Source organism: Fictibacillus solisalsi (assembly GCF_900103485.1).
Taxonomy (GTDB): domain Bacteria; phylum Bacillota; class Bacilli; order Bacillales; family Fictibacillaceae; genus Fictibacillus_C; species Fictibacillus_C solisalsi.
The window spans coordinates 173,978-198,053 of sequence record NZ_FNHW01000002.1 but is presented as its reverse complement, the minus strand read 5'-3'; the positions used below and the strand labels follow the sequence as shown (position 1 = coordinate 198,053).

Here is a 24,076-nt window from a genome sequence, read left to right as displayed (position 1 = left end):
GGCTGAAGCCGAAGCTTACTTGACCTTCGCGCGGATGCCTGCTTCTATTTTTTTTAACAATCGAATATATTCTTCCTGCTCTTCCTTTTCCAGCGTGGAAAGCATCTCCATCCAAAAATAGTCCCTTTTTCCCAAGATGGTTTCTATCAGTTCTTTGCCATCCTCTGACAGAACAATCCACACCACACGCCTGTCGTTTGCATCACGCATCCGTTCAATCAGCTTATCCTTCTCCAGCTGGTTAAGAAGTGTGGTCGTGGCCCCGGAAGTCAGCCCCATCTTGTTCGATATATCAACAACCATGCACTTATGGTTCTCAAAGAGCATTTTCAGTACAGAGTATTTAGTTGCGGTTAAGCTATATGAGAACTCCTTCATTTGGTCTTCAATAAATGCACGCCGCAATTGAAAGAAGGTATCTTTGATCTTGTCCAGCTCATTAATCTTCTTTTGCATTTGTTCGTCCATACCCTTTCCCCTTTGCCTTCCTTTGTTCAATGTGATGATAAAATTACACCAAAAATTTAAAGTATATATTTATTGTGCCCATCATTTCTTTGTGGTAAAGTGTTTACTTAGACAATACCTTTATCATAAAGTATCTTTGCAAAAAAGTAAAACTTTGAGGAAAAGGTATATCTCATAAATAGTTAATTGTGCGACACAGTTAACAACATTAACCATTAAGGAGGAAAACTAAATGTCAAGAGGCCGATTGCTCATGACCAACATCGTTGCATTTATTGTGGTACTTGCTTTAATTGCAGGAGGAGCGTACTACTATGTTCAAAACAACAACTATGTGAAAACCGATAACGCTAAAGTATCAGGTGATCTTCATACGATCACAGCTCCTGCCGACGGAAAACTTTCTGGATTTAATCTTGAAGAAGGAAAAAAGGTTTCCAAGGATGATGAGCTGGGAAAAGTTTCCGGAGCTGAAAAATCAATGTCCGTCAAAACTCCAGCTGATGGAACCATTATCAAAAAACAAGCCAACAACGACCAAATGGTTCAAGCTGGCCAAACACTAGCAAGCGAAGTAGACATGGATTCACTTTATGTGATTGCTAATATTAAGGAAGATGAACTAAAAGATATCGAGGAAGGCGACCAAGTCGACGTTACTGTAGATGGCGATAACGATACCACCATTGACGGAAGCGTTGAAAAAATTGGTTATGCAACCAACTCTCTATTTTCTTTAATGCCAAAATCCAATGATGACGGCAATTATACTAAAGTAACACAAACTGTACCGGTTAAAATTTCTATTACGAATTCTTCCAACAAAGTTTTACCTGGAATGAACGCTGAAGTTAAAATTTCCAAGAACTAATCATTAATTAACTTACTACTTCCGAAGAAAGGAGGAAGAATGAATGACAGATGAATTACAACAACCCCAAGACGCACATGGAATCAAAAGATATATTCCTTTGCTGGTCATCCTCATGGTCGGATTGTTCCTTGCCATCCTGAATCAGACATTGCTGAACGTGGCCATTCCCCACTTGATTACGGAATTCGGTGTTTCAGCCAACACGGCGCAATGGTTATTGACCGGCTACATGCTCGTCAACGGAGCGCTTATTCCATTATCACCGTTCTTGATTGAACGATTTGCGGTTCGGCGGCTGTTTTTATTTGCGATGTTTTGTTTCACCCTGGGTTCATTGATTTGCGGTATAGCTACAGGTTTTCCGGTCATGTTAATCGGTCGTTTAATACAGGCGGTGGGCGGTGGTGTTCTCGCTCCGCTCGTCATGACCATCATTCTGTTTATCTTCCCGCCTGAAATCCGTGGCCGAGGTATGGGTATCTTTGGTCTTGCCATGATGTTCGCTCCGGCCGTTGGTCCAACCCTTTCCGGTTGGGTTGTACAAAATTATGACTGGCATCTTCTTTTCACAGGAATGGTTCCTCTGGGAGCTATTGTTCTGATATTTGCCTTTTTCAGCCTGAAAGACATTCAGCCTGCCAAGAAAGTAAAGGTGGATGCACCATCCGTCGTTACATCACTGGCCGGAATGGCGCTGTTGCTTTACGGTTTCAGTGAAGCTGGAAATGACGGCTGGGATGATGCTGTAGTACTTTCAACCATGATTGCAGGTGCGGTCTTGCTGGCGATTTTTGTTATTCGACAGCTTCGCATCGAAAAACCATTGCTGGATATGCGCATTTTCAAATACAGCATCTTTTCACTATCCAGTGTTATTAACGTCGTTTTAACAATCAGCTTGTTTTCAGGGATGTTCCTGCTTCCAATCTATCTGCAAACCATCCGTGGATATTCTCCATTGGATTCCGGTCTGCTTTTGCTGCCGGGTGCATTGATTATGCTGGTCATGTCCCCTGTTTCAGGTACTCTTTTTGATAAAGTAGGGCCCCGCCCTCTGGCCATCTTCGGTATGGCGATTACAACTGCAACAACGTATTATTTTACGAAGTTAACAATGGACACAACATATACATTTATTGTGGTTCTTTACATGTTCCGAATGTTCGGCATGTCATTCCTGATGATGCCGATTATGACGGCTGGTTTGAATCAGCTGCCGAAACATTTGAGCAGCCACGGTACGTCCATGTCGAATACGCTCCGTCAGGTCAGCGGATCCATCGGAATCAGCTTGATCACAACCATTTTTACAAACCGTACAACGTTTCACGTGAATGAAATGGAAGGTGCAATGAACACAGCCGATCCGTTCTTTATGGCATCCTTCCATGAATTTGTACAAAAAGTAGCAACGACCTTGCATTTGCCTGTCTCACAGGCACAGTCACAAGCTGTGCAGATTCTGGCCGGAAAAGCAAGCCAACAGTCAAGTATTGCCGGCATTAATGATGCGTTTATCTGGGCTACCGTTATATCGGCAATCGGTCTTGTGTTGAGCCTGTTCCTTCGTGACGTACGTAAGGATAAAGCCAATGTATCAGCCCCTGAACAGAAGAAGGAAGAAGTTCTTCTGCTGCCGGCACCTAAAAACGTATCCTGACGCATTACTTTACTAAATGGAGGAATGTTTGATGAAAATATGTGTAGTCTATGATAGTGAAGGCGGACATACTAAATCTCTTGCAGAAGCGATTGCGCGCGGAGCAGAGCAGGTAGAAGGAGCCACTGTTTATCTACAGCATGTAGATGAAGCAGATGTCTATACCCTTCCCGAAATGGATGCCATCATCTGGGGTTGCCCCGGACATTTTGGCACCATAAGCTCAGGATTAAAAACCTGGATTGATAAACTTGGCTATTTATGGGCCGAAGGAAAATTAATCAATAAAGTCGGTGCTGTGTTTTGTACCACAGCGACCACACACGGTGGTCTGGAAGCCACACTGCTTAATTTGATCACACCGATGCTTCATCAGGGGATGATCATTGCAGGACTTCCTGGCAATATTCCTGAAAACGCGCTGTATGGTTCGTATTATGGAGTAGGAATAACATGCCCGATTGAAGGGAATGAACTTATTACAGAGGATGACCAGGCACTTGGCCGGGCATTGGGAGAACGTGTAGCTACAGTAGCACGACAATTTACAGAACGGTAGGTGATGAAAAATGCTCCCGATTTTACTGATTGCAGTTGCCGTGATCTTGATTGTTGTTTTGATTGTGATTAACACGAGGGCGTTTTCATCCCGCAATAAAGAGGATTCTCCTGTCGAAGAGCCGAAACAGTCTCCAAACACAGATAAGCCTGTTGGGGATTTTCTCAGGGAAGAAACGTCAGCAGCTGTTGATCAGCATCAAGAGCAAGAGCCGGCTTCTCCATCATCACCAAAGGGCAGCGCACAATCGCCTGAAAAAGATCCCAATTCCATGGGTGACGATGAATACCGCAAAGCGCTGCAAAAATTAAAAACCAAACCTTCTCCTGCTGCTCCTGCTGAGCCAAAGGAGAAACTGTCCATGAAGGACAATGATTACCGTAACGCACTGAAATCCATGCAGCAAAAACGGGATAATGAAAAGCCATAGAATCTTCTATGGCTTTTCATCCATCTTTTTTTAATCAATATGATACGAGGTGCCTTATGAAAGTAAAAGAATTCATGATTTCAAATGTCATTACTGCAAAACCAGACGATACCCTTCAGGATGTCATGAGCCTAATTGTTCACAAGAAAATTGGCGGTATGCCTATTGTCGATGATCAAGGAAAACTGCTGGGCATGGTTTCGGACGGCGATATCCTGCGCGCCATCAAACCGCGCGAACGTCAGATCTATGATTTTTTCACCTTTGTCATTTATGAGCAAAAACAAGAATTGGAGCAATTCCTAAAAGAACTCGGAGAAGTCAGCGTCATTAAAATTGCCAAGCGGAACGGTCTGATCACCGTTTCTCCAGAGGATGAAATGGAAAAAGTCCTTCAGCTGCTGGCAAAGCATCACTTTAAAAAACTGCCGGTGGTAAACGAGGAGAAACGTGTGGTCGGTGTAATCAGCCGGGGAGATGTAATTCGAAAGATTGAACAGACCATACTTAGACAGTTATAAAAACACACGTCAGCAGTCCCTTGCAGGGGACTGTTTTTTTATTGTGCAGGCAGTTCGGTATAGGTGTTACGGAGCAAATACTTCTGGATTTTTCCGCTTGCATTTCTTGGCATCTCCGGTACAAATATAAATTTGCGCGGACGTTTGTAATCGGCCAGTTTCCTGCTGTTCCGGCAAAACTCATCGAGTTCCAGCTCCGTCAGGTTTTCGTCCTTTTTGACCACAATAGCAGTCACCTGTTCTCCCCACTTGTCATCAGGTGCCCCAAGCACCGCAACATCCAGAACGCCTTCATGTTCATACAGCACATCTTCCACTTCCCGGGGATAAATGTTCTCCCCACCGCTGACAATCATATCGTCCATACGGTCCGAGACAAATAAATAGCCGTCCTCATCCATATACCCGATGTCCCCGCTATGGTACCACCCCTTATAAAGGGCACGCTCTGTCGCGTCAACTCTCCTGTAATAGCCCTTCATCACACCAGGTCCCCTGACAATAATTTCGCCCGGCTCTCCTGGCGGGAGAATGTCATCAGGATCAGACGGACCGGTGCTTCCCGGCCGTACCACCCGCATCTCATGATTGAAACAAGCTTTTCCCGCAGAACCAGCTTTGGTCTCCTGTTCATCCTCAAATAAAAAGGAGATGGCCGGACCCATTTCTGTCATGCCATACGCCTGAACCAGATGTATCCCTATTTTCTCCCCCAAGGCCCGTACAAGAACCGGCGCCATCGAAGCACCACCGTAGAGACCAAATCGCATGGTTGAAAGGTTATAATCACTCAGGTTCTCCTGCAGCATCATGTTCCACATCGTGGGTGCCCCAAACATTACGGTAATTCTTTCACGCTCGATCGTTTCAAGCACTTTTTTCGCGTCAAAATGGTGAAGAATTACCGTAGTGCACCCATTATGTACGCGCGGCAAAAATGCGCAATGCAGCTCTGCACAGTGAAACATCGGGGCTGCAGTTAAGCCCCTGTCCGACGGCCTGAGCTGCAACGCCTGCATGCAGGTCAGGCTCTGCTCGATCATGTCACGATGCCTGTGCATGACTCCCTTTGGCTTACCCGTGGTTCCGCTCGTATACATAATCGCATAAAGATCATTCTCATCAAGCTCCACTCCAGGTTCTACAGCCCCTGCGGACTTAACCCGATCATGGAAGCTTATTGCCTGATCTGGCACATCTTCGCTGGTCGACCAGAACGACACAAGCGGAAACTCATCAAACAGGAGCTTAACCTCATCTTCCAGCGCTTTTTCATAAATAAAAAGAACAGGATTCGAATCGTTAAGAATGTACGATACTTCGCCTGACTTTAATCGAAAGTTAATCGGGTTCAATACGGCACCAATTTTGGCGCACGCAAAGTAAACCGTCGCAAACTCACTCGTATTGTACATGAAAACCGAAACAATATCTCCCTTTCTCACACCGGATGACATAATGGCCTGGGCCACCCGGTTTACATATTGATTCCATTCTTCGTACGACCATCTTTTCCCCTGTGACACATCCACAAGTGCTTCTTTCTTCGGATACTTTTTAACGGTCTGATCAAACAGCTTTCCAATTGTTGGATACATATCGTTCTTCCTCCCACGTTTCAGTGTAGAAACAAGCCCTGCATATATGATCGCAAATGGTGATAGTCTTTTTTCTGATATGTACTACTTCCCCAGAAATACCGAAAACCCTTGAATTTCATCATCAAAAATTATTTTTATAAATTATTAACTGATTGTAATAAAACTTTTCCTCTCCCAGCCGATAAACTTCATAGATTCAAAATTCTAAATACATTTCATGGATAGAGGAGAGGGAAATGAAAAAATCATTTATTCCGGGGATATGTTTCGCTGTACTTACTACAGCTGCCTTATATCAAAGTCTTCATGCGGATGCAGTATCCGCTCAGGAAGCAAAAACGAAATATGTGAATGTCAGTGCAACGTCCAGTCTGAATTTGCGCAAAAGCGCCTCTGCAAAAGCGGCCATTATCGGAAAGCTGGTTAAAGGCAACAAAGTCATCGTCTATTCCGAAAGCAAAGGTTGGGCCAGACTAAAATATAACAACAAGCTGGGATATGTCAGTTCAAAGTATCTAACAGCTTCAAAGCCTTCAGCCGCCAAGGCAGCTGCGGCTCCAAAAACAACAACCAAATATGTTACAGTGGGTTCAGGCGGGAATCTTAACTTGAGAAAAAGTGCCACCACCGCTTCATCCGTTGTCACAACCCTGAAAAATGGACTATCGGTTACCGTCTATTCCGAAACCAACGGGTGGGCAAAAATTAAGGCCAATGGCAAAGACGGCTACGTCAGCCTTAAGTACTTAACAGCAAAAAAACCGGTCGTTGCAGTTCCCAAACCTTCAGCTCCGAAGCCAGTCACGAAATATTCAGTGGTCAGCTCAGGCGGAACCCTGAAAGTATACAAAAGCGCATCTTCGACCTCAGCAATTGTCACCACACTTAAAAACGGTTTGGCCGTTACGGTCTATTCCGAGTCGAAAGGGTGGTCGAAAATTAAAGCCAATGGTAAAGACGGCTATGTCAGCAGTAAAAATCTTTCTGGCAAAAAGCCAGTCGTCAGCAAACCACAATCAGCAGCACCCAAATTCACAACCCATTACGTGATGGGCGGAAACCTGAACCTGCGCAAAAGCGCATCTACCGGATCGGCAGTGGTGATGGTGCTAAAGAACGGATCAACCGTTGATGTCTACGCCGTAACCAACGGTTGGGCGAAAGTAAAAGCAGGCGGCAAGGATGGTTACGTCAGTGTGAAATATCTTACCGATAAAAAACCGGCTCCAAAACCCGCACCTGCTCCGGCGGCAACTAAACCAACAACCAAATATGTAACATTATCCGGCGGAAATTTGAACCTGAGAAAAAGTGCATCTATGGATTCGGCAGTCGTTTCGGTACTAAAGGACGGATCACCGGTTGATGTCTACTCTGAAGCAAACGGCTGGGCAAAGGTAAAAGCAAGCGGTAAGGACGGCTACGTCAGTGTAAAATACCTCACTGATAAAAAACCGGCAGCTCCGGCTCCAAAGCCAGTGCCCGCTCCGACTTCACCTGCTCCAAAACCTGAGCCTGCTCCAGTTCCGGCTCCCAAACCGACTCCTGCTCCTGAACCTGTTTCAGTAGTTATGTTTGTCACTGCGGACACCCTGAATATGAGATCTGGCCCAGCAACCTCATATTCCGTTGTGCTTCAGCTGGCGCATGATACAGCAGTAAAAGTGCTCTCTGAAGAAAACGGATGGGCCAAGGTTGATGCCAATGGAAAAACCGGCTATGTCAGCTCTTCCTACCTTACCGTAAAAGGAGATACTGTACCTTCTTCAGATTATGAAGCACTCTATGGCAGAACCCTTGATGAAATGGTGGACATGCAGATGAAAGTCAGCCCGCAAACCGATCTATATAAAAACTATATTCATCAGAATGCAGTGACCGTCTCAGGAACAACCGCCACAGTGATAGGGGATAACTGGAATGTGAGAAACGGTGCCGGAACAGGATTTTGGTCCCTTGGCACAGTGAACAACGGAACCAAGCTAAAGGTTCTTGGCAGTGTCAAAGGAACAGATGGGAAAACTTGGTATCAGGTCGCCTATAAAACGTGGGCCAATGCCAGCCCGGATGACGTGAAGTACTATATGGATTCCAATAATTTTAAAAATGATCCTGTAAAATCGTATCAGTTTATTAAGCTTTCACAATCAGCCAGTTTGAATGCCGATGAGGTCAATCAACGCATTCTCACCGGTAAAGGTATTCTCCAGGGACAAGCCGCAGCTTTTATCACAGCAGGGGAAACCTACCGTATCAATGAAATCTACCTGATTTCTCATGCGCTGCTCGAAACCGGAAACGGAATCTCAAAGCTCGCAACAGGCGTTCAATACAACGGAAGAACGGTCTATAACATGTATGGTATCGGTGCGGTGGACAGCGATCCAATCAACAAGGGAGCTGCAAAAGCTTATGCAGAAGGATGGTTTACACCGGAAGCCGCGATCATTGGCGGCGCAAAATTCATCTCTCAGGATTACATTCAGGCGGAGCAAGACACGCTCTACAAAATGAGATGGAATCCGCTTGCTGCGTCAACCAGCGGAAAAGCTGCCCATCAATATGCAACAGATATCGGATGGGCGGTTAAACAGACCACGCAAATGCACAATCTTTACAGTCTCTTGTCCTCCTATAAAATCATCATGGAAGTACCGGTTTATGCACAAAAACAGTAAAAACAAAAGGGACTCTCTTTATCGGAGATGTCCCTTTTTTTATGAATTTGGCTCAACATGAACATGCACGTTATAGACGTCATGCTTTTTCACAAGCGTTTTTTCCACAATGGTTGATATGTCGTGAGCAGCCTTGATATCGAGTGTCGATTTTACAAATATCACAATATCGACGACCGCATTATTGCCGTAGTTCCTGGCCTTGATTTCCTTGACTCCTTTTACCCCCTCCACGTTTTGAATCGTCTCACGATAGGAGCTAATCAGATTTTCATCGAACCCGTCAGAAAGTTGATGGGATGCGTCTTTGAAAATATCCCATGCGGTTTTACAAATCAATATGCTAACAATTAAAGCAGTAAGCGGGTCCAGCCATGGCAGGTTCAATTGGGAGCCAAAGATCCCCATTGCACTTCCGATACTCACCCATGCATCGGAAAGATTATCTTTTGCTGCTGCATTAACGGCAGAACTGTTAATTTTTTTTGCCAGGGCATGGTTATACCGATACACAAAATACATAACAGCCGCACAGAAAAGTCCCGTCCAGCCGGCTATTAAATCCGGGGATTCCTTTACACCTGAAAACATGGAGGAAACAGCTTCAAATAATACCTGGAGCCCAACCGCTGCCATAATAAACGAAGCCGTTAACGAAGCGATCGTTTCACTTTTCCAGTGGCCGTATGGATGATCTTTGTCCGGCGGCTTGCGGGATAATTTTAGCCCAATCAATACGGCGAGTGAAGCGATGATATCCGTCACATTGTTTAATCCGTCAGCTCTTAAAGCTTCCGAATGGCTGAAGTAACTGATGGCCAGCTTCAGAACGGACAAACAAATGTAAGCCGCAATACTGATAACTGCCCCTCTTTCTCCCAATTTCAAGTTTTGATAGCGCTGCTCATCCATAATAGCCATCCCCCGAATTCTTTTTCATAAATATCGTAGCAGGTGCAATCCGGGTGGGTCTATAGCAACGTTTTTGGGTTCTGGTATAAAAGCAACACACCTAAAAAAGTGTTGGTCTAAGGAAATGTTTGTGACCAAAAGAAAGCCCGAGGTTTTGGAAACCCTGGGCTGCTTCGTAGTAAATAAAATTAGAACAACCAGAAATAATCCACTGAAGCTAACACCACAACAGCAACCACAGCAATTAGCACCTTCTGCTTTTTCGTTAATTTTTTGTAAAACGAATACCGCTTGGACTCATCATGGAATATCCAATAATCAAACACACCAAATAACAATGCTAAAATTACTGCACCGACTGGCAACAACAAACCTTCCTCCTTTTTCCAATATTACGAATATATCAGAAAAAAGATTCATTGCCCATCTATCGGATACGGATTTTTGCGTCACCGTGGATCCATTCCGGAAAAAAAGAAAAATCAATAGATATAGGATTTTTATACTGTTTAACATCTTTAATTGAAATTCCTTGAAGGCTGAGTTTGGTTTCAGGATTCTGGCCTTCCCAATAAAATGTTCTCTTTTTTATTTGTTTCCCGTTGCCATCACAAACCTCACCAAACGGAAAAGCATGAAAAGGTTTTTCCGTATACATCTGAAAGGAAAGACTATTCTTTTTAACTTTTAAATGGGAAAAAACACTCCCCTTTGGCTGATTGATAATCTTTTCTTTTTCTGTATCAACAATTAACTTTGAATTTTTATCAATCGTTTGTACCTTATTTAACTTTAAATATAATTTTTTTGGCGTCCGGAAGTAGTTGCTTTGCAGATAAATAATTTTCTCATCATTTGAGATTAAACTGGCGGTAATACCATCCGCAATTCGCCCTCATGACTCTCCATTTTCATCAACCAGCCGTAAGTCTTCAAACGCCAATATACGTTTTGTATTTGTTTCTGGCATTTTTACTTTCACAGCCACACGTAAAGGATATACATCCGCCCGTTCAAATTTAATTTTCTGTCCTGCGATCTCTACCATCTTATTGAGATGAATCACTTTCTTCTTTTTTAACTCCTTTGGTAAATGAAATGCGAGTTTAAAGTCTTCATTCAATTTATGGCTTCCTGTTACCTTCAATTTGATTTCATACTTTTTGGATGTAATTGGTTTGTCAAAGAAATACTCGATCTCCCCGCTATATTGTTTCTTCCCTTCCTGTGAATAATGAGGTTCCCCAAACATTCTGAATGACTCTTTCAGCTGCTCCCCTTCTCTGCTTTTAAGATTAACTTCCTTTATTGTAGCTTCTTTAAGTTTCCTATCAGAATGAAGGGTATAAAACAACACCATGCCTTCTTCATCAGCAATGGCTCCATCGATCGTTACCTTCAGTCCGTTTTTTTCTTGCGAAACATCAATTTCCTGGTAATATTTATTTTCAACGGCTGCCATGCGCCCTTTATCCTCTCTAAGTAATTCAACGATATTTTCCATACCGGGGATGTTAATCATATAGTCCGCAAATACAGGAGAGAACCGAATGGACCAGAATAACCCGATAAGAAGGACAGCAGCCACGGCCATGCTATACATCCAGCGCTTCTTTTTAATCCCGATTTTCTCTTCGGATTTTGCCTTTTGGAATCCGGCAAAAATGGCTTCGTCGAGTGCATCCATGGAGATTTCCACATCATCATACTGCTTTTTCAGTTTCAATAACCGCTCTTCTTCCTTGCTATACATTCAAGCTCCCTCCCTTCTCATCCAACCTGTCCCGCAGCATTTTCAGCGCCTTATTAAGCCAGGTCTTCACCGTTCCTTCCGGACATTGCAAAGCTTGTGCGATTTCTTTTATCTTCAGATCGTGAAAATATTTTAATGTTAGTATCTCCCTTGAACGCTCGTCGAGCCCCTGCATGGCATCCTTCAGCTCCATCACCGTATGATTTTCCGATATGCCATAAGATTGTAATAGTTCAGCATTTACCGTTATGCGTATGTTGTTTTTCAACTGGTCATTGCAATAATTGATCATAATACGGATCAACCATGTTTTAAAATAGGCAGGCTGCTTCATGCTGCGAAGATGTTTATAGGCACGGTACGTAACCTCCTGTATGGCTTCCAGCGCTTCTTCCTCATTATGGAGATATGACAGGGCGGTTTTATACAAATCCAGCTTGAATAGTTTCATGAGTTTCATAAACGCCTCTCCGTCCCCTTTGATTGCGTCCAAAACCCACTGTTCCTCCGGTTTCAAATGCCGTGATCCCCCTTTTTCTTTCTCTGTTGTATATATTAGACTAAGAACTCGAAGAAAAGTTTTAGTTTCAGGAAAAAAATGTTTATGGAGAGATTCAGTGGATCGTGATTCGGGTGGGTTTTACAGTTTTCCGGGCATTCTGTGGACTAAAAAAGGAATGCAACAAAAAAAGACCATCACGTATGAACGTGATGGTCTTTCATCGCAATCTTATTGTCCTTTGATTTCCAAGAGCTTGTGTCTCAGGCCGGTCTCCATCTGGGCCAGCTCATTTTCAGCCAATCGGCGCTTGTGACGGCCTTCCTCCTGAATTTTGAGTGTTTCCTCCAGGGTGGACATGAGGTTTTCCTGCGTCTTCTTCAGCGTCTCGATATCAACAAGGCCCCGTTCATTTTCGCGGGCGGTCTCGAGCGTGTTGGCTTTAAGCATTTCCGCATTTTTCAGCAGCAGATCGTTGGTCGTTTTGGCAACCTTTTTCTGAGCTTCCACGGCACTCCGCTGGCGAAGTAGAGTAAGCGCAATTGCTACCTGGTTTTTCCAGAGCGGAATCGCCGTCATGATCGAAGACTGGATCTTTTCCACAAGTGCCTGGTTTGTGTTTTGAATGAGGCGGATTTGCGGAGCACTCTGAATGGTGATTTCGCGGCTCAGCTTCAGGTCGTGAAGCCGTTTGTCCAGTCTGTCTGCAAATTGCACCATATCATTGACTTCCTGATATTTCATCTGGTCATTCGTGTCTTTCGCTTCTTTACGGAGTGCAGGGATCACCTTAGTATTGATTTCCTCAAGCTTCAGCTCCCCAGCTGCAATGTAGACATTTAACGCTTGAAAATACTCTTTGTTATGGTCATACAGCTTCTCCAGCATGGCGATATCGGCCAGCAGTACATTTTTACTGCTGTCGAGTTTTACACCGATGCGATCGATCTGGGCTCCTGTCTTTTGATACTTGGACAGCACCTCCTGGACCGATCCAGAAATCTTGCCGAACACCCTGCCAAACAATGAAGGCTTGTTGGATTGCAGTTCTTCCGGATTGACATTGCTCAATTTCTTCATCAGATCATTAATGATCTCGCCAACTTGTCCGACATCCTGCTTTTTCACCTGGTCGAGCATCGTGTTCGAGAACGACAAAAGCTTCGACTGGGCAGGCGAGCCATAGGTGATCATTGCCTGATGATTTTTCGGGTCGATCTGCTGAGCCAGCTGATATGCTTTTGCTTTGTTCTCCTCCGGAAGCACATCGATTAATTTCCGCTGTGTGGCCGAAGGTTCCTGCTGAACCTCAGGAACCTTTGGCGTTTCACCGAACGGGTCCGCGAGCAGGTCGTCCATAATATCCAATTTATCGTCCTGATTATAGAGAGGTGATGTATTATCGCTCATGATAATCTCCTGCTTTCGTTTCTAATTTGGTTTCTTTCAGCATTTTCATGGAATGCCGTGCTACATCCAGCTCAAAATTCAGTTCTTCCATGTCATCCGAAAGCATATGATACAAGTCCTCTTCAATGTATTCGGTAAGCTCTTTTAACGTCCTTCTTGTTTGGGAAAGAGACTCCTGAATTTCCCAGCTTTTCTTTGGCTGGCTGGACAAAAACGCATACTTCTCTGTCAGTTCAACCGCAGAATCCAAATGGGAGAAGAAGAATCTCTCGCCTTGAAAAAAGCGTCTTGGCTCCCTTTTTGTCATACTGTATATTTTTCTCGTAACCTTCGTCAGCTCAAATCTCTGCTTTAACGTGGGAATATCACGAATGGAAAACAGGGTCTTTTGCAGCCGGTGAATTTTTGGTTTGGCTTCTCGTAAATTTTTTTGAATGTACTTATATTCACCCCGGGTGAGTTGATGTTTTTTCAGCAATCGCCAATTCCAAAGCATCGATGCCAGCAAATAACCAGCCACCCCGCCGCCGATGGCCAAACCGCTTGAAAGCCAAAAGGATTGGTCGAAGGCAAAGAAGGACAGCAGCCATACAATGGCCATGGTATTAAAGCCGCTGATGATTTTTACGACAAAACCTAAAAATCCGTTCATGTCAATCGCTCCCGACTTCATGTCTTTTCTATTACTACGAACAGAACAGACTTGAGTTTCATTTTTAGAAATATTTTACTTTCCTCTACCTTTACCATACCGCATGATCCTCATTTTCTCCATTGCCCTGTAAACGTAAAACGCCTAAGACTTAAGACGTAGATAAAGACCGAAGTGGAAGAAAAGGCAGTAACAGAAGAAGAAAGATTCATCGCTGCACTTTCATTACTAGAATTACCCTCCTGGAAAAACCAGCAAACAGACCTTGGCTGATATTGTAAAGTTTATAGGAAAATAGAAGCGTTTATGCCAGAATTCCCCCTATATTGTCATTTCTTGACGAACAACTTAGAGGATTTATTACGAATGACAAAGGGGAGAAATACGATGAAAAAATGGTTGGGACTTTTCATGGCGGCAGTCCTCTGTACAGGCTTATTGTTTCCTGGACATAGCAGTGCCGCTTTAGGCAGCCGCATGCTGTCACAAGGATCAAGCAACAGTGATGTGGTTGATCTTCAGGAGTATTTAATGACAAAGGGCGTCTTTCCGTATCATACCGCTACAGGATACTATGGACCGATTACGAAAAACGCTGTGGAGCAATTTCAAACCCAATCCCGTATAAAAGTGGATGGAATTGCAGGATCGGAAACGATTAATAAAATTAAAGTACTGCGCAAAGGGGATATCGGCAAACCTGTCATCGAACTTCAGCGACTGCTAAAGGCTTGGAACTCATATAGCTCCACAGTTGACGGCATTTATGGAGACGGCACGGTTTCAGCAGTAGCTTCATTCCAAAAAAACCATGGACTTTCACCCGATGGCATCGCAGGCCCGAGTACATACAAAAAACTACGCCAAAAAAGCCCTTCTTACTCCACCAGAAGCTTCACGGTGAACAGTTCGGCTTACACAGCGGACTGTGATGGCTGTTCCGGTAAGACAAAAATGGGTATTGATCTGAAGAAATACAGCAACGGGAAAGTGGTCGCTGTCGATCCGAATGTGATCCCACTTGGATCAAAAGTTGTCGTTGAAGGCTATGGTACAGCCATTGCTGCTGATATTGGCGGCGGCATTAACGGAAAAATGCTTGATGTGTTCATCGCTGACCATGGAGATGCCATCAACTGGGGCCGTAAAGACGTAAAAGTAACGGTGTATGAAAACTAAAGCAATACCTGATCCCGGGTAGCCTGACGGCTGTATCCCGGGACTTTTTATTGTCCCGTGTGATGGAATCACCGGAAAATCGGCTATCTTTATGATACGGAAGCAAAACTGCTAAAAAAGAAGAAAAAATAATAGAAAAGCTGACCCGGATAAAATGCACCATAGTGCATTTACTGGGTCAGCTTTAACCACTAAAAGTCTATCGATTTTGCTCCGCCTACAACCGGAAGCCGCAAGGAGCTTCTTGGAAGCAGAATCGTATTTTCCGCTTTGGTTGAATCCGGTACGGTCCAGTTGTCATCACTGCCTGCGATCACAAGGCCGATACGGTGACCCGCCTTAAAAATATAGTCTTCCGGCAGGACATCCCATCGCACCTGATACGGTTTGCCTGGATTCAGCAGTGTGGTCACAGAAAGAGATTGATAGTTTTGAGCATCCATCCAGCTTCGGGTCACGATCTCGTAATCGGAGGTATGGGTGCTCTTTACGGCCTTTTTATAGCAGGCGTCATCTGCGCCGTAACTCTCACCCCAGCAGTCTTCCTCAGTCAGAGTCGTGATGCCTTCTCCTCTGCTTTCATGGTCTACTCTCGTATCTGTTCCATAATCAACCAGGTACGCTGTAAAATTCGTATCCTCCGCATTGGTCGCTACACTAAGCTCCATTTTCGGCGTTCCGCTGAAACGGACACTCTGTAAAAGTGGCTCCGATAAAAACAGCAGTCTGTTTTTATTAAGAGAGGCATCTGGCTGGATGAGCTGCTCTTCTGTTAACAAAGGATTATCCGTAAAGGAGATGGAAGGGCTCTTCAAAATAGAGTGTTTGGTGAGCTCTCCGGTTTCTCCCTTTTTATTCGCAGCCAGATTGATTTTCACGTACTTCGCCTTCTTGTCCGGCCATGTGGAATACGTTTTCCAGGTATCCGCGGACCTTTCAATATCTGCCATTGGTTCATCCATGATGTCGTTTTTCATGTCCTTCAGCCAATAATCAAACCATTGATGAAGCGTATCTACCCATTCTGAACGACGGAAATCAAATGGATCCACATGTCCGGTCTGTGCCAGCCAGATTTTTCGCGGAACATTTTGTTTGGCAAGCTCTGCCCACCAGCGGGAGAACTGATAGGTTTTAACATTGTAATCGTTCAAGCCATGGATCAGAAAGACACTCGCCTTCACGTTCTTCACATCATTTATGTAGTTTCTCTCATCCCAGAATGAATTGTAATCTCCAGTTGCATCATCTGATTCCTGAAGAAGCTGCTGGCGGACCGGTTCGCATTGCGCCTGCCGCTTGGAATTAACGACGGTTCGGGCAAGCCCGGAAGGCCCTCCTTTGTAATAAGGAATCCCTCCATAACGGTAATAGTCGTACCAGGAACTGATCGCACCGATTGGGACAATGGTCTTTAGTCCCTCAACCCCGGTCGCTGCCACACCATTGGCAAGCGTGCCGTCATACGATTTTCCGATCATGCCTACTTTTCCATCTGTCCAGTAAGCTTCTACTTCTCTTCCGTCTTTATTCCATGCTTTGGTCCGGCCATTCAGCCAGTCGATGGTCGCTTTAATGCTTTCGATCTCTTCAGGCCCTCCTGTTGTCGGGCATCCGTCCGACTGGTTGGTGCCGACCATTTCCGGTTGGGCCACCGCATAGCCGCGCGGCACAAAATAATTGTCATACCAGAGCGGAAACATTTCATTGATGCCGTCTTTGTCTTTGTCCTTGACTTCGGACTCGTTGCCTCGTCCCAATCGTTCATAATAAGGTGAGGCATCCATAATGACAGGTACCCGGAGCGAGCCTTCCGTTTCCTTAGGACGGATAATGTCCATGGCAATCCGGTCTTTTTTTCCATTGTTGTCGGTGTCGAGCTGTGATTCCACAAATACGGTTTCACGAATGGCATCACTGTAGGCATATTTTGGCTGTGACAGAGTCGGGTCTGATTGCGTTTTAACAGAGGACGTATTTGTCTGGGCATGCACATAGGAAGGTAAACTCATGGAGAACAGGGCCGTTCCGGTTACAAAAAGCTTCAGAAACTTTGATTTGACTTTCACTCACATTCCTCCTTCTTTTGTCTTACCTCTTAATGGTAATCCAGTTTTTTACATACAAATAGGGCATTTGGCCTTAAAATCATGCGTGCAAAATAATTATTCTTTCGACATCAAAAGGCAGCATTTGAGCTGGTTCGATATTTTCGTTCAACTGGTATCCTTATGGTTCTGTGTCTTTCAGCCTAAAAAAATAAGGCGACTCCAAATTTCTAAGTCGCCTTCGATTAGATTAATTATTAAAGATATACTTGTCCTTAAGCCGGTCAAATTCACCCTGCAGTTCCATTTCATCCATCCAGAGGTTCACCCAGTTTTCATAAACGGAATCGCCTCTTGGGATCAGATACGCTTTCTGGCTTTTCGTGAATGTTTTGTCGGTAAGCGCCGCATACAGACGGGAATCCCTGCTGGCATAATACATTGCTTCGGTGCTGTCTGTGATCATCACATCCACTTTTCCTTCGGCGACCATATGTGGGATATCAAGGTTATTTTGCACCACCATGATCTTTGCCTTTTTAATGTGGGCATCAACAAACTTTTGATTGGTTCCACCAGGATTGACGCCAATCGTTACATCAGGCTGATCAATCGCCTCCAGGCTCGTGAACCTTTCCTTATCCTCCATTCGGATTAATGGCGATTTGCCTTCATTCAAATACGGCCGTGTTAATTGTGCCGTCTTTTGGCGTTCTGTATTCCGGCTCACCCCGCCGACTGCAATATCAAACTTGTCATCCAGCAGATCATCCATGAGTGTGGGCCATGAGGTTTTTACAAACTTGACCTTAACGCCGAGATCCTTGGCCATCCGTTCAGCTGCTTCAATATCAAACCCTTCAAACGTTTTGGTATCTGGGTTGTAAAAGGTAAACGGCTTATAGTCCCCTGTCGTTCCTATACGAATAACCCCTTTTTTCATAATACGGTCCAATCTCGAAGCCACGGTATAATGGTTTCTCTTTTTATGCAGTACACTTCCTGATGCACTGGCCAATTCATTAGCCGGCACATACGGCTTGCCATTGACCTCCAGGGTACTAAGCTGTCTCCCGTTCCACTCCAATTCTCCTTCCTTTGTTGCCGAAGTAAATTTCATTCCCCCAAAACCAAGACCGGCGATGAAAGCGAGTATGGCCACCCACTTCCCAATTCTTTTGCTGTGCATATGCATCCTCCATTCTATGTGATACGTCCATTATTCATAGAGTGGAAGAGCAAGTACATATGTTTTCTGAAAATTCAAGAAAATGGTTATTTAGTCTGGAGAAAAAAGTCCCGTATTCCACACAAAAAAAGCACAGCGGCTGCTGTGCTTTTTACCATTAGAAAAAGGTCAAATTTTCACCAATTCCTGCCTCCCGTTTTTCTGGAATGGGTGTAAAACCGTCTTTTGAAAGCATGACCTCTACTTGATCACCGATTTGTTCCTGCATCATCTTCAAAACCACTTTATAAGCGGAAGGGTTATACCACTTTTTCATTCCCGTGCGTCTGTAGATGTCAGAAATGCCGAGGCGCTCGGTCCGTTTGCCGCCGCTGCCGTCTCCCATCCAAAAATCATCAATCGTCACCCGGTCCGCGAGGGGCTTCAGTTTTTGTGGAAACTCCTTTGAGCAGGGCAGCAACGGAGACAGGCTCGCCTGCGTGGTGATGCCCGCTTCTTTAATTTCCCGGAGCGCCTGCATTCTGGCCGGGATTGGCGGAGCTGTGGGAGCAAATGCTTTTCGGATGTCTTCTTTATCTGTTTCGATGGTCATGGACACCCGCACGTGATCACCAAATTGCTTAAAAAGGTCAATATCGCGTTTAACCAAAGGTGAACGTGTCTGAACGTGAAGAAAATCGGGCGGCAGCTCGAGCATAACTTCGAGCAGTGAACGGGTCAGCTTTGTTTCATGCTCCAATGGCTGATATGGATCTGTAGATGACGCCATAAAAATGGTGACTGGCCCTTTCCTTCTAGCCTTTGAGAGCTCCTGCCGCAGCAAATCAGCTGCATTTGTTTTGATGTCCACCCATGTTCCCCACTCCTCCTCACGATAGAGGGAGATGGGAAGCTGCCTTACATAGCAGTAGGAACACGCAAAGGTACAGCCGGCATACGGATTCAGGGAGTGCGTAAAATCATCGAGTTGCCCTACACCGGGAGTTAATATACTTTTCGATACAATATCCTTCAGCTCTGCTTTCATCCTGTATGCCTCCTTCCTTTAGAGAATCAGCTCATTTTTAATGCCGTTGACCTCTTCCTCTGTCAATTGCCGCCACTGGCCCCTTGGCAAATCACCCAAAGGAATGCCCATAATCCGGATGCGTTCCAGTTTAATAACGGTATAGCCAAACGCCCGGCACATTCTCCGGATTTGCCGGTTTAATCCCTGAGTCAAAATGATGCGAAATTCATCATCGCTCATCCGCTCAACCACACACGGCTTTGTAACCGCACCAGGGATCTGTACCCCTTGTGCCATTCCTGAAATGAATTCATTGCTAAAGGGCTTATCAAGTGTTACCAGGTATTCCTTTTCATGATTGTAATCTCCATGTGATATAGCATGAGACAGCTCACCGTCATTGGTCATCAAAATCAATCCTTCTGAAGCTTTGTCCAAACGGCCGACAGGAAAAATCCGCTCTTGGTAACCAACAAAATCAATAATGTTTCCTTCAATATGTGAGGCGGCCGTACACGTTATACCGGCCGGTTTATTTAGCATAATGTACACAAAGTTTACCCTATTTTTAATGATTTTCCCATCAATTCGCACGATGTCACCAGGCCCAACAATCTGTCCCATCTCGCATACTGCCCCATTAAGAGTAATCCTTCCTGCTTTAATATACCTGTCTGTTTGCTTTCTGGAGATGGCCATTGCCTGACTGATGTATTGGTTAATCCTCATCATTTTCCTGCTTCCTTATTATTTTAAGGATAAATCTTCTCGCCTTTTTCAAGCATCTCCAAGAATTGATTCATCCGTTTCATCCGGGTTTCCGGTTTCTTTGCTGTCTGAAGCCTGAAAAGAATGGCATATCGGTTCTGGCTGTTTAACGTTTCAAAATAAGTTTTTGCGTTTGGCCGCTGATCAAGCGCTTTTTGAAAATCCACTGGCAGCGTCTTCTCGCTTTGTGGAGAATAAGCGTTTTCCCAAAGCCCGTTTTCCTTCGCCATTTCAATGGCCCGGAGTCCGGGAGGTCTCATCCTCCCCGCCGTCAGGAGTTCTTCAGCCTTCTCCTTATTCACTTTTGACCAGATGCTTTTTGGCCCTCTCGGCGTAAACCGCTGCAGCCATGTTTGATCATCATATTTTTCCTTCCGGCTGTCAATCCATCCGTAGCATAAGGCGCTTTCCACAGCTTCAGCATAGCTCGGCGTTGCCTTGCCTGAATTCTTTTTCGCAATATGAATCCGAATGCCCGGGGATGAATCATGATGCTCTTCAAGCCATTTTTCTAATGATTGCTGACTTTCAAACCATACGGCCTCAAGCTCTTCTTTAGCCATCCTTTTCCGCCTCCGTTCTCTAATCGTTGATGAAGTACTACGTCAAAGAAAAAAGAAATCCTCCCGATCCTTCGAGAGAATTTCTTTGGAATTAAGAAGCCGCCTGTACTTCCAAACGTTTTTCTTTTTTCTGTGAACTCAATACCAGCTGAATCGTGCAAACGATAAAGTATACGAACGATGCAATAAGCACATATGTCCAAGCCTGTGAAACAGCCTGTTTTTTCCATACTCCTGCCAGGGAAAGAAGAGCAGGGAAAGTCAACGTCACCCACGACTGCACGAAGGCAACCTTGCCAATATACGTATCAATCTTTTTGTTTAAAGCACCTGAAAGGAAGAACAGGAACCATAAATAGGCCCATGCCACCCAAGTCAAACTGCCGACTGTATCATGGAATTTCAGGAACGACACAACAGCATAAAGGATTGCGATAACTGAAACCCATAACGAATAATAGCCAAGGCCGCTGCCGTGAAGGCCTTTCACATTTGTAACACCAACAAATAAATACGTCAGCCCGAATAAAAAGATCGAAGCCAAATTAAAGACAGTCCAATGCTGTTGATCCGAGATCACGATCAGGTAAAAAGGGATAACCACCTGAAGCACTCCAACAAACAAGTTAAAATATCCAACACTCTTGCCATCGGCTTTACCGAAAAGCATAAAGCTATTTAAGAATAGGGCCGCTCCTGAAAGAAATAAACCTACGTCTCCCATATCATTTGCCGACTAACGTTCAGCCGGCCGCTTACACCTCACTTAAAAAAAGAAAAAGCAGATCCCTCCGCACGGAGCAGAAAGGGATATGCCTGCTTGATCTTTTAAAATTTAACTTAAAGAATGAAACTTACAATGATGGCTGAAAGGACGCTCACAAGCGTTGCTCCATAAAGAAGCTTCAGTCCAAAACGTGCAACCACGTTTCCTTGCTTTTCACTTAGTCCTTTAACCGCACCGGCGATAATTCCGATGGATGAGAAGTTAGCGAAGGATACAAGGAATACAGAGATGATCCCCAATGTACGAGGGCTCATGGCCTCTTGTACTTTTCCAAGCTGAATCATCGCTACGAACTCGTTTGTAACCAATTTGGTCGCCATAATTCCGCCGGCAGAAACCGCTTCTGCCCAGGGCACACCCATGATGAAGGCAACCGGAGCAAAGATATACCCAAGCACGTGCTGGAAGGTAACACCGAAAATCAAATCAAACACACTATCGATCGCTGCCATTAAGGCAACAAAACCAATCAGCATGGCACCTACGATAATCGCAACCTTAAAGCCGTCCATGATGTATTCTCCAAGCATTTCGAAGAAAGATTGCTTTTCTTCTTCCTGTACTTCAAGAATATCTTCGTTTTCGTCCACTTTATACGGATTGATAATCGAAGCAATAATGAATCCGCCAAAAAGGTTTAGCACAAGTGCAGTTACCACATATTTCGGTTCAATCATGGTCATGTAGGCACCAACGATTGACATGGAAACCGTAGACATCGCTGATGCACAGAGTGTGTACAAGCGGTGCTCCGGGATACGTCCCAATTGCTTTTTCACAGTAATGAAGACTTCGGATTGTCCAACCATAGCAGAAGCGATGGCATTGTAGGATTCGAGTTTACCCATCCCGTTTACTTTACTGAGGACAAATCCAATGGCCCTCATAATGAGCGGAAGGACTTTAATGTATTGGAAAATCCCGATCAATACAGAAATAAATACGATTGGAAGCAATACCGTCAAAAAGAACGGCGCCTGACCATCGTTGGCGATGCCGCCGAAGACAAAGTCAACACCGGCCGCTGCATATTTAAGCAGCTTTTCAAACACACCGGCAAACGCTTTAATGACAACCAGACCAAACTTTGTATTTAATAGAATGTAGGCCAGAATGAGCTGCAGAACGATCATAATGGCAATCGGCTTATAATTGACCTGTTTGCGGTTGTTGGATGCAAGCAGTGCTAAGCCCAGTACAACAACAAGCCCTAGAATCGCAATAATATATGTCATAAGTCATTTCTCCTAAGTTGTTATTTGGCAAGGTGAGGTGAGAAACTATGCTAAATCTTTTGAAGAAAAGAATCCTGGCAAAAGCTCATGAATCGATGTTTCCTTGGTATCACCTTTAAGATTGGAAAGAATAATTTTTGTATTTTCATCGCAAAATTCTGCAATAACCTGGCGGCATGCTCCACAAGGAGAGATTGGTCCTTCAGTATCACCGACAACCGCAATGGCTTTTATTTTCTGTTGGCCTTCTGAAACCGCTTTAAATATCGCTGTTCTTTCAGCACAGTTTGTCATGCCAAAAGAAGCGTTTTCAATATTGCAACCGAGGAACAATGAATCGTCCCCGGTCAGCAATGCTGCGCCAACCTGAAATTTTGAATACGGAACATAAGCCTTCTGACGGGCTTCAATTGCTTTTTCAACTAATGCTTTTGTTTCCATATGGCATTCTCCATTCCAGATGGTTTTTTTGTTTATGAATTAATAAGAGCTATTAGACGTCTGACCTTTTGCGATAGCAACACCCGAGCTCGCACCGATACGAGTTGCACCTGCATTTACTACGTTTTGTGCATCTTCAAGGCTGCGAACGCCACCTGATGCTTTAACGCCTACATCTGGTCCAACGGTTTTCCTCATGAGGGCTACATCTTCTGGAGTTGCTCCTCCTGTAGAAAATCCTGTAGATGTTTTAACAAAGTCAGCTCCTGCTTTAACAGACAATTCACAAGCCATTACTTTTTCTTCATCAGTAAGCAGTGAAGTTTCAATGATCACCTTTGTCAACGCTTTGCCCTTGGCAGCTTCAACAACGGCTTTAATGTCATTTTCAACTGCGTCATACTGTTTGCTTTTCAACGCTCCGATGTTGATCACCATGTCAACTTCGTTTGCACCGTTTTCGATCGCATTTTTTGTTTCAAATGCTTTAACTTCAGGAGTTGATGCTCCAAGAGGGAATCCGATAACCGTACATACTTTGACTTCCGGTGTATCTTTTAGAACTTCAGCTGCTGTTTTCACCCAAGTCGGATTTACACAAACAGAAGCAAATTTGTATTCTTTTGCTTCCTGAGCAAGAACTTCGATTTGTTCAAGTGTTGCATCCGCTTTTAACAATGTATGATCGATCATTTGAACTAAATTAGTGTTGGACATACTGATTGTTCCCTTCTTTTTTGAAAATGATAAAACGCTTTCAGTCGCGATTTTTGGTTTGCATGAACACTATACCAAGCTTATGAACAATTGTAAATAACAAACTGAACAAATGTAAAAGTA

Annotated in this window: 24 protein-coding genes; 7 read left to right on the top strand and 17 right to left on the bottom strand. The window is 44.3% G+C overall.

Annotation, left to right across the window (positions count from 1 at the left end; genetic code table 11):
* Positions 1-15: 15 nt before the first annotated feature.
* Positions 16-468, bottom strand: a complete 453-nt coding sequence (locus BLT53_RS18430) for a MarR family winged helix-turn-helix transcriptional regulator (RefSeq protein WP_090237269.1) — start codon at positions 466-468, stop codon at positions 16-18.
* A 232-nt stretch (positions 469-700) separates the two neighbouring features.
* Between BLT53_RS18430 and BLT53_RS18425 the strand changes: the two genes are divergently transcribed.
* The 5 genes from BLT53_RS18425 to BLT53_RS18405 are packed head-to-tail and all read left to right on the top strand — an operon-like array spanning position 701 to position 4,512.
* Positions 701-1,339, top strand: coding sequence for a biotin/lipoyl-containing protein (locus BLT53_RS18425; protein WP_090237267.1), 639 nt, complete (start codon positions 701-703; stop codon positions 1,337-1,339).
* A 43-nt stretch (positions 1,340-1,382) separates the two neighbouring features.
* Positions 1,383-3,002, top strand: a complete 1,620-nt coding sequence (locus BLT53_RS18420) for a DHA2 family efflux MFS transporter permease subunit (protein WP_090237266.1) — start codon at positions 1,383-1,385, stop codon at positions 3,000-3,002.
* 31 nt (positions 3,003-3,033) lie between these two features.
* Entirely contained in the window at positions 3,034-3,561 is a 528-nt protein-coding gene (locus BLT53_RS18415; protein WP_090237264.1) for an NAD(P)H-dependent oxidoreductase, read from the top strand.
* A gap of 10 nt (positions 3,562-3,571) precedes the next feature.
* Positions 3,572-3,991, top strand: a complete 420-nt coding sequence (locus BLT53_RS18410; RefSeq protein WP_090237262.1) for a hypothetical protein — start codon at positions 3,572-3,574, stop codon at positions 3,989-3,991.
* A gap of 56 nt (positions 3,992-4,047) precedes the next feature.
* Complete coding sequence (locus BLT53_RS18405) at positions 4,048-4,512, top strand: CBS domain-containing protein (RefSeq protein ID WP_090237260.1); 465 nt, start codon at positions 4,048-4,050, stop codon at positions 4,510-4,512.
* 38 nt (positions 4,513-4,550) lie between these two features.
* Here BLT53_RS18405 and BLT53_RS18400 read toward each other — a convergent pair whose 3' ends face one another.
* Positions 4,551-6,110 (bottom strand): fatty acid--CoA ligase, encoded by a 1,560-nt coding sequence (locus BLT53_RS18400; RefSeq protein WP_090237258.1) that lies wholly within the window; start codon positions 6,108-6,110, stop codon positions 4,551-4,553.
* Positions 6,111-6,349: 239 nt separating this feature from the next.
* Between BLT53_RS18400 and BLT53_RS18395 the strand changes: the two genes are divergently transcribed.
* Positions 6,350-8,791, top strand: coding sequence for an SH3 domain-containing protein (locus BLT53_RS18395; protein ID WP_090237257.1), 2,442 nt, complete (start codon positions 6,350-6,352; stop codon positions 8,789-8,791).
* A 39-nt stretch (positions 8,792-8,830) separates the two neighbouring features.
* On the opposite strand, the gene BLT53_RS18390 is transcribed toward BLT53_RS18395, so the two are convergent.
* From BLT53_RS18390 to BLT53_RS18360, 6 genes are all read right to left on the bottom strand, one after another.
* The gene (locus BLT53_RS18390) at positions 8,831-9,703 is read right to left on the bottom strand and encodes a cation diffusion facilitator family transporter (RefSeq protein ID WP_090237255.1); all 873 of its coding nucleotides are present in this window, start codon (positions 9,701-9,703) and stop codon (positions 8,831-8,833) included.
* A 188-nt stretch (positions 9,704-9,891) separates the two neighbouring features.
* Positions 9,892-10,074, bottom strand: a complete 183-nt coding sequence (locus tag BLT53_RS18385) for a hypothetical protein (RefSeq protein WP_139168436.1) — start codon at positions 10,072-10,074, stop codon at positions 9,892-9,894.
* Between the two features lie 524 nt (positions 10,075-10,598).
* The gene (locus BLT53_RS18375; protein ID WP_090237251.1) at positions 10,599-11,456 is read right to left on the bottom strand and encodes a DUF4179 domain-containing protein; all 858 of its coding nucleotides are present in this window, start codon (positions 11,454-11,456) and stop codon (positions 10,599-10,601) included.
* Positions 11,449-11,973 carry an RNA polymerase sigma factor gene (locus BLT53_RS18370; protein WP_244520503.1) on the bottom strand — a complete coding sequence of 175 codons (525 nt, stop codon included), beginning with the start codon at positions 11,971-11,973 and terminating at the stop codon, positions 11,449-11,451. Before BLT53_RS18370 ends, BLT53_RS18375 begins: the two co-directional genes overlap by 8 nt.
* Before the next feature lie 213 nt (positions 11,974-12,186).
* On the bottom strand, positions 12,187-13,365 hold the full coding sequence (locus tag BLT53_RS18365; RefSeq protein ID WP_090237249.1) for a toxic anion resistance protein: 1,179 nt from the start codon (positions 13,363-13,365) through the stop codon (positions 12,187-12,189).
* Positions 13,355-14,017 carry a 5-bromo-4-chloroindolyl phosphate hydrolysis family protein gene (locus BLT53_RS18360; RefSeq protein ID WP_090237247.1) on the bottom strand — a complete coding sequence of 221 codons (663 nt, stop codon included), beginning with the start codon at positions 14,015-14,017 and terminating at the stop codon, positions 13,355-13,357. Before BLT53_RS18360 ends, BLT53_RS18365 begins: the two co-directional genes overlap by 11 nt.
* Before the next feature lie 387 nt (positions 14,018-14,404).
* Between BLT53_RS18360 and BLT53_RS18355 the strand changes: the two genes are divergently transcribed.
* Entirely contained in the window at positions 14,405-15,196 is a 792-nt protein-coding gene (locus tag BLT53_RS18355) for a peptidoglycan-binding protein (RefSeq protein WP_090237246.1), read from the top strand.
* Positions 15,197-15,387: 191 nt separating this feature from the next.
* On the opposite strand, the gene BLT53_RS18350 is transcribed toward BLT53_RS18355, so the two are convergent.
* The 9 genes from BLT53_RS18350 to deoC all read right to left on the bottom strand — a co-directional run bounded on the left by BLT53_RS18350 (position 15,388) and on the right by deoC (position 23,953).
* The gene (locus BLT53_RS18350) at positions 15,388-17,265 is read right to left on the bottom strand and encodes a Xaa-Pro dipeptidyl-peptidase (RefSeq protein ID WP_244520502.1); all 1,878 of its coding nucleotides are present in this window, start codon (positions 17,263-17,265) and stop codon (positions 15,388-15,390) included.
* 229 nt (positions 17,266-17,494) lie between these two features.
* The gene (locus BLT53_RS18345) at positions 17,495-18,433 is read right to left on the bottom strand and encodes a transporter substrate-binding domain-containing protein (RefSeq protein ID WP_244520501.1); all 939 of its coding nucleotides are present in this window, start codon (positions 18,431-18,433) and stop codon (positions 17,495-17,497) included.
* Positions 18,434-18,590: 157 nt separating this feature from the next.
* On the bottom strand, positions 18,591-19,460 hold the full coding sequence (locus BLT53_RS18340; protein WP_090237244.1) for an SPL family radical SAM protein: 870 nt from the start codon (positions 19,458-19,460) through the stop codon (positions 18,591-18,593).
* 18 nt (positions 19,461-19,478) lie between these two features.
* Entirely contained in the window at positions 19,479-20,171 is a 693-nt protein-coding gene (locus BLT53_RS18335; RefSeq protein ID WP_090237548.1) for a pseudouridine synthase, read from the bottom strand.
* Between the two features lie 23 nt (positions 20,172-20,194).
* Positions 20,195-20,773: a YdeI/OmpD-associated family protein gene (locus tag BLT53_RS18330; RefSeq protein ID WP_090237243.1), complete on the bottom strand. Its 579-nt coding sequence runs from the start codon at positions 20,771-20,773 to the stop codon at positions 20,195-20,197.
* Between the two features lie 91 nt (positions 20,774-20,864).
* Positions 20,865-21,497: an AmiS/UreI family transporter gene (locus BLT53_RS18325; RefSeq protein ID WP_090237241.1), complete on the bottom strand. Its 633-nt coding sequence runs from the start codon at positions 21,495-21,497 to the stop codon at positions 20,865-20,867.
* Positions 21,498-21,613: 116 nt separating this feature from the next.
* A complete protein-coding gene (locus BLT53_RS18320) occupies positions 21,614-22,795 on the bottom strand; it encodes a NupC/NupG family nucleoside CNT transporter (protein WP_090237239.1) in 1,182 nt (393 codons plus the stop codon).
* 45 nt (positions 22,796-22,840) lie between these two features.
* Positions 22,841-23,236, bottom strand: a complete 396-nt coding sequence (locus tag BLT53_RS18315; protein ID WP_090237238.1) for a cytidine deaminase — start codon at positions 23,234-23,236, stop codon at positions 22,841-22,843.
* A 39-nt stretch (positions 23,237-23,275) separates the two neighbouring features.
* Complete coding sequence (gene deoC / locus BLT53_RS18310) at positions 23,276-23,953, bottom strand: deoxyribose-phosphate aldolase (protein ID WP_090237236.1); 678 nt, start codon at positions 23,951-23,953, stop codon at positions 23,276-23,278.
* Positions 23,954-24,076 lie beyond the last annotated feature (123 nt).